This is a genomic window from Micromonospora sp. 4G55, from assembly GCF_016803375.1.
This window is the reverse complement of the sequence record NZ_JAEVHN010000432.1, coordinates 1-5,402: the sequence shown is the minus strand read 5'-3', so window position 1 is coordinate 5,402 and position 5,402 is coordinate 1. Positions and strand designations below refer to the sequence as shown.

The 5,402-nt window shown below is 73.7% G+C and carries 5 protein-coding genes and 1 pseudogene; 1 reads left to right on the top strand and 5 read right to left on the bottom strand.

Annotation, left to right across the window (positions count from 1 at the left end):
* Together JNW89_RS26585 and JNW89_RS26580 are read right to left on the bottom strand one after the other, a co-directional pair.
* The coding region (locus JNW89_RS26585; protein ID WP_238451061.1) for a molybdopterin-dependent oxidoreductase at positions 1 to 807 on the bottom strand (807 nt) is incomplete at its 3' end.
* Between the two features lie 69 nt (positions 808 to 876).
* Positions 877 to 2,358, bottom strand: a complete 1,482-nt coding sequence (locus tag JNW89_RS26580; RefSeq protein WP_238451059.1) for a peptide MFS transporter — start codon at positions 2,356 to 2,358, stop codon at positions 877 to 879.
* 217 nt (positions 2,359 to 2,575) lie between these two features.
* Between JNW89_RS26580 and JNW89_RS26575 the strand changes: the two genes are divergently transcribed.
* On the top strand, positions 2,576 to 2,917 hold the full coding sequence (locus JNW89_RS26575; RefSeq protein ID WP_007070998.1) for an RNA polymerase-binding protein RbpA: 342 nt from the start codon (positions 2,576 to 2,578) through the stop codon (positions 2,915 to 2,917).
* Between the two features lie 63 nt (positions 2,918 to 2,980).
* Here JNW89_RS26575 and JNW89_RS26570 read toward each other — a convergent pair whose 3' ends face one another.
* The 3 genes and pseudogenes from JNW89_RS26570 to lnt all read right to left on the bottom strand — a co-directional run.
* Positions 2,981 to 3,526 carry an FxsA family protein gene (locus JNW89_RS26570; protein WP_238451057.1) on the bottom strand — a complete coding sequence of 182 codons (546 nt, stop codon included), beginning with the start codon at positions 3,524 to 3,526 and terminating at the stop codon, positions 2,981 to 2,983.
* Positions 3,527 to 3,624: 98 nt separating this feature from the next.
* The gene (locus JNW89_RS26565) at positions 3,625 to 4,425 is read right to left on the bottom strand and encodes a polyprenol monophosphomannose synthase (protein WP_375155144.1); all 801 of its coding nucleotides are present in this window, start codon (positions 4,423 to 4,425) and stop codon (positions 3,625 to 3,627) included.
* Positions 4,426 to 4,436: 11 nt separating this feature from the next.
* A pseudogene (lnt, locus tag JNW89_RS26560) lies at positions 4,437 to 5,402 on the bottom strand (apolipoprotein N-acyltransferase); the annotation flags it as partial.

The following is a 5,402-nucleotide window of genomic DNA, read 5'->3' as shown; positions in this document are numbered from 1 at the left end:
GGCGCGTTCCACCGGCCACTCGTCGAGGCGGGCGTCGAGCCGTTCCCCGCCGGTGGTGTGCGCGTCCCGCCACTCCCGGTCGACGCCACCGAGGTCGCGGATGTGGCGCATCAGCCCCAGCGCGAGGGCGGCGTCGGTGCCGGGCAGCGGCGCGACGTGCTCGTCGCTGCGCGCGGCGGTGTCGGTGCGCAGCGGGTCGATCGTCACCACGTACGCCCCGCGCCGCTGCGCCTCCTGCACGAACGGCCAGTGGTGCAGGTTCGTCGAGAGCAGGTTCGCGCCCCACAGCACGATCAGGCGGGCGTCCACGATCGACTCCGGTTCGAAGCCGACCGACCCGCCGTAGATCGACTGGAGGGCGGCGCGGGCGGCGGCGGTGCAGATCGTGGTGCGCAGCCGCGACGCGCCCAGGTGGGCGAAGAGCCGGGGCCCCATCGTCCAGCCCTGCACCAGGCCCATCGTGCCGGCGAAGTAGTACGGCAGGATCGCCTGCGGCCCGTCGGCGTCGATGGTGGCGCGCAGCCCGGCCGCCACCCGGTCCAGCGCCTCGTCCCAGCTCGCCGGCCGGTACGACACCGGCCCGACGCCCTTGGGCCCGACCCGCACCAGCGGCCGGGTGAGCCGGTCGGGTCCGTTGACCGCGTCGAGGTAGCGGTTGACCTTGCCGCACAGCGCGCCCCGGGTGAACGGGTGCTCCCGATCGCCGCGCAGCGCCACCGCCCTGCCGTCGGTGACGGTGAGCTGCCAGGTGCAGGTGTCCGGGCAGTCCAGCGGGCAGGCGCCGGGGTGGATGGTGGTGCGGGCCATGGCGCGGATCGTATCCCCACCGCGCGCTCGGGGCGGTCCCGCGTGCGCCGGGTGCGGTCCGGACGGGGGTCAGTGGATGCCGGCCATCAGCCGGGAGATGTGCCGGGTGAACATCACCGCGCCGAGGCCGAGCAGGACCGAGGCCAGGCCGAAGGTGAGGAAGTAGGTCGGCTCGGGCCAGGTCTCGGCGAGCCGGGCCACCTGCCCGCCGATGGCGTCGCCGACGGCGGTGGCGAGGAACCACAGGCCCATCATCTGGCTGGCGTACTTGACCGGGGCGAGCTTGGTGGTGGCGGACAGGCCCACCGGGCTCAGCGACAGCTCACCGGCGACCTGGATGGCGTACACGGCGACCAGCCACCACGGGGAGACCAGGTCCCCGCCGACGGCGGCCTGCGCGGCGGCGGCCATCAGCACGAACGACAGGCCGTTGAGGACCAGGCCGACGGCGAACTTCACCGGCGTGGACACCCGGTGGCCCAGGCGCAGCCAGAGCCAGGCGAACAGCGGCGCCCCGATGATGATCAGGATCGGGTTGACCGACTGGAGCCAGGAGGCGGGGAAGGTGAAGCCGAACACGTCCCGGTCGGTCCGGTCGGCGGCGAAGATGTTCAGCACCGACCCGGCCTGGTCGTAGATCAGCCAGAAGGCGGCGGCGAAGACGAACAGCCACAGGTACGCCTTCATCCGGCTGCGTTCGGTGTTGCTGATCTCCCGGTCGGTGATGATCCGCGCGAAGTAGCCGATGGTGATCAGCACCGTGGCGACCGTGAGGCTGTTGACCACGGTGTTGACGGTGAACAGGTCGGCCACGGCGAGCGCGGCGAGCACCAGCAGCAGCACCAGCACGCCGACGCCGATGCGGGTCAGCGCGCGGCGACGGTCGGCGCCCAGCAGCGGGTCGGCGGGGCGCTCGCCGGCGTCGCCGAGGTTGCGCCGGCCCAGGACGTACTGGAGCACGCCGAAGGTCATGCCGATCGCGGCGGCCCCGAAACCGAGGTGCCAGTTGATCTTCTCGCCGAGGAAGCCGGTGACCAGCGGGGCGATGAACGCGCCCAGGTTGATGCCCATGTAGAAGATGGAGAAGCCGGCGTCGCGGCGGGGCGAGTCGCGGTCGTAGAGCCCGCCGACCATGGTCGAGATGTTGGGTTTGAGCAGCCCGGTGCCGAGCACGATCAAGGTCATCCCGGCGAACACGCTCCACCGGGCGGGGATCGCCATCACGTAGTGCCCGACGGCGATGACCACGCCGCCCCACAGCACGCTGCGCCGCGCCCCGATCAGCCGGTCGGCGACCCAGCCGCCGGGCAGCGCCATCAGGTAGACCATGGCGTTGTAGGTGCCGTAGACCGCGTTGGCGGTGGGCTCCCCCATGCCCAGGCCGTCCTCGGCGACCGTGGCGGTCAGGTAGAGCACCAGGATGGCGCGCATGCCGTAGAAGCTGAACCGCTCCCACATCTCGGTGAGGAACAGCGTCGACAGCGCGCGGGGATGACCGAAGAAGGTTTTCCCGCCCGGCGGTCGGGCGTCGACCGGCGTGTCACTGGTCATCGTCACCTCCTCCCAAGCTGGGGCGGCTAACATCCCCGGTGAGCGCCGAAACACTCCACCGATTCGACCCGGCCGGGGACGACCCCGCCGGGTCCCGTCCGTGGCCGGTTACCCTTGCAGGGGCCACCGGCCGGATCACCCAGCCGGGCGGGAATGCCGCGGGGGCGACGGGCCGTTACACGAGAAGACCAGCACCACGAACGAGGGGAAGTCGATCATGGGCGAGCGTATGCTGCGCGGTAGCCGGCTGGGCGCGGTCAGCTACGAATCCGACCGCAACACGGAGCTCGCGCCGCGTCAGACCCGCGAGTACCTGTGCGCCAAGGGCCACCAGTTCGAGGTGCCGTTCGCCGTCGACGCCGAGGTCCCCACGACCTGGGAATGCAAGTTCGACGGCAGCGTCGCCCGGCTGGTCGACGGCACCGAGCCGGAGCAGAAGAAGGCCAAGCCGCCGCGTACCCACTGGGACATGCTGCTGGAGCGGCGCTCCATCGCCGAGCTGGAGGACATCCTCGCCGAGCGGCTGCAGGAGGTCCGGACCCGCCGCGGCCGCGCCTGAGCGCCCCACCTGGCGACGACGGCGCCCCCGGGAGATACCTCCCGGGGGCGCGTTCGTATGTGGTCAGGGGCGGCGCGGCTCGACGATCTCACCCTCGATGGCCCGACCCCCGTCGACGACCTGCGGCGGGCCCGCATCGACGACCTGCCCGTCGACCGTCGGCTCCGGCGCGGGCCGGCTGGCGCCGCGGCGCACCCGCACGGTCCGTGGCCCGAACAGGTCACCGGCGACCATCGACGACACCCGGCGCTCGGCGGCACGTTGCACCCCGCCGCGGGCCAGCCGGCGCACCGGCGGCACCAGCAGCAACAGACCCACCACGCCGCTGACCAGCCCCGGGGTGGCCAGCAGCAGTGCTCCCAGCAGCCCGACGAGGCCGTCGGTGACCTGCCGGCCCGGCGGCTGCCGGGCCTCCACCGACGAGCGGAACCCGCGCCAGGCGCGCATCCCCTCCCGACGCAGCAGCACCAGCCCCAGCAGCGACGCCGCGAACACCAGCAGCACCGCCGAGCCGAACCCGATCACCCGGCCCACCCCGACGAAGACCGCCAGCTCCAGCACCACCGCCAGCAGCAGGGCCGGTGGCACGAACCTCAGGTATCGGCGCATCTCACCTCATCCGCGTCGCGCGGCGCCCGGTCGACGACGCCGCCGTGAACCGGACACGGGGCGGAAACCCCGCCCCTCCAGCATGACACGCCCGCGCGTCACGGCCACCGGCCCGCGACCCGCCGGCCGGGCCACGCCGCCGCCCGCCGGTCCCGCAGCCCCCACGCGGTGATCCGCCACAGCGCCTCCGCCACGATCAGCGGGCTCATCTTGCTCGCGCCGCGCTCCCGTTCGGCGAACGTGATCGGCACCTCCACGATCCGCACCCCCGCCCGGTGCGCCAGCCGCGACAGTTCCACCTGGAACGAATAGCCCTGCGAGCAGACCGACTCCAGCTCCATCGCCGTCAGCGCCGTCGACCGGTACACCCGGTAGCCGCCGGTGGCGTCGGAGACCGGCATACCCAGCGCCAACCGCGCGTACAGGTTGCCGCAGCGCGACAGCAGCAACCGCCGCAGCGGCCAGTTCAGCACCCGCGCCCCGCGGGTCCACCGGGAGCCGATGACCACGTCGGCGTCGCGGGCGGCGGCCAGCAGCGCGGGCAGGTCCTCCGGGGCGTGCGAGCCGTCGGCGTCCATCTCCACCACCGCGTCGTAGCCGCGCCGGCGCGCCCAGGCGAACCCGGCCAGATACGCCGCGCCCAGGCCGTCCTTGCCGGGGCGGTGCAGCACGTTGACGCGCGGGTCGGTGGCCGCCATCGCCTCGGCGAGGGCGCCGGTGCCGTCGGGGCTGTTGTCGTCGGCGACGAGGATGTCCACCGCCGGCGCGGCGGCGCGGACCCGGGCGACGACGTCGGGGAGGTTCTCCGCCTCGTTGTAGGTGGGGATCACCACCAGCACACGCCCCACCCCGGGGTGGCCCACCGGCACTGGCTCGCTCACCGCACCCCTTTCGCGCATCCGCCCCGGCCTCACCGGCCGGCGTCGACCTCCCGGCGGCGTGCGCGGCGCAGCCCGCCGGCGGCCACCAGGACCGCCACCGCGAGGCCGGCCAGGGCCAGCTCCGGCCACACACCCGCCCGCGTGGCCGGGGTACGCCCGTCGGCGAGCGCCATCTGACGCAGCACCACCGCGCGGGTGTTGAACCCGGTGGCGCCGCTTACCCGCCCGTCGGGGGTCACGAACCCGGACACCCCGACCGTGGAGGCCATCAACGCGCCCCGGCCGTGCTCGACGGCCCGCAGCCGCACCATCGCCAGCTGCTGGCGGGCCTCGGCGACGTCGAAGGTGGCGTTGTTGGTCTGCACCACCAGCAGCTGCGCCCCACCGTCGACGGTGTCGCGCACCAGGCCGTCGTAGGCGACCTCGAAGCAGATCACGTCGCGAGCACGGCCGGCCCGGACCGGACCACGCCGGGACGCTCACCGGCCACGAAGTCGTTGCGGACGAGGTCGACCTGCTTGCTGACCATCCGGGCGATCGTGCGCAGCGGCACGTACTCGGCGAACGGGACGGGGTGCCGTTTGGTGTACAGCTGGGACAGGTCCGCCCCGGTGCCCGGGCGCCACAGGATCCCCGCGTTGCGCACCTGCCCCCGGTCGGGGCCGAGCAGCACCGCACCGACCAGGATCGGCGCGCCGATCGCGTCGGCGGCCTGGGAGATCCGCTCCCCGGCGACGGCGTTGCGCAGCGGGTCGATGTCGGAGGAGTTCTCCGGCCACACCACCAGGTCGGGGCGGGGCCGGGTGCCGGCGTCGACCCCGGCGGCCAGTTCCAGGGTGGCGTCGACGTGGTTGTTGAGCACCGCCTGACGTTGGGCGTTGAAGTCCAACCCGAGCCGCGGCACGTTGCCCTGCACGACCGCCACGGTGATCGTCCGGCCGGTGCCGGCGGCGCCGGTGGGCACCAGCAGCGCCCCGCCGGTGAGCGCCAGGGCC

Excerpts from the sequence above, each read along its gene's own strand:
- JNW89_RS26580 (WP_238451059.1), bottom strand. The coding sequence starts at position 2,358 with ATGACCAGTGACACGCCGGTCGACGCCCGACCGCCGGGCGGGAAAACC.
- JNW89_RS26575 (WP_007070998.1), top strand. The coding sequence starts at position 2,576 with ATGGGCGAGCGTATGCTGCGCGGTAGCCGGCTGGGCGCGGTCAGCTAC.
- JNW89_RS26570 (WP_238451057.1), bottom strand. The coding sequence starts at position 3,526 with ATGCGCCGATACCTGAGGTTCGTGCCACCGGCCCTGCTGCTGGCGGTG.
- JNW89_RS26565 (WP_375155144.1), bottom strand. The coding sequence starts at position 4,425 with ATGCGCGAAAGGGGTGCGGTGAGCGAGCCAGTGCCGGTGGGCCACCCC.